The sequence below is a fragment of the Corynebacterium sp. HMSC074A09 genome (assembly GCF_001811545.1).
Taxonomy (GTDB): Bacteria; Actinomycetota; Actinomycetes; order Mycobacteriales; family Mycobacteriaceae; genus Corynebacterium; species Corynebacterium hiratae.
Genome location: NZ_KV805152.1, coordinates 1 through 355, shown reverse-complemented (window position 1 = coordinate 355; position 355 = coordinate 1). Strand labels below are relative to the sequence as shown.

Below are 355 nucleotides of genomic sequence, written 5' to 3'. Positions count from 1 at the left end.
GCGGAATCAAAGAGCAAGTCGCAAAAGCCAAAGGGGCTGTTGACGGCGATATCGCTATCAAGCGTAACCGCTATATCGATCTTTCCGCCCCGAACAAGAAGGTCAACTATGCTCTTGCTGCCAAACACCGAGCCCTAGCCGGAATCAAAGGCTATGAAACCGACCTGACCGCTCTTGCCGCCCAGGAGGTGATCGGGCATTACCGCAGGCTATTCAACATTGAAAAGTCGTTTCGGATGTCGAAATCAGACCTGAAAGCACGCCCAATCTACGCCAGGAAACAAGACTCCATCACAGCACATCTCAACATTGTCATCGCCGCGCTAGCCGTGGCCCACCTGATGGAGACCCGCAG

1 pseudogene is annotated in these 355 nt (G+C 53.8%); it reads left to right on the top strand.

The window, feature by feature from the left end:
• A pseudogene (locus tag HMPREF2807_RS14035) lies at window positions 1–355 on the top strand (transposase); the annotation flags it as partial.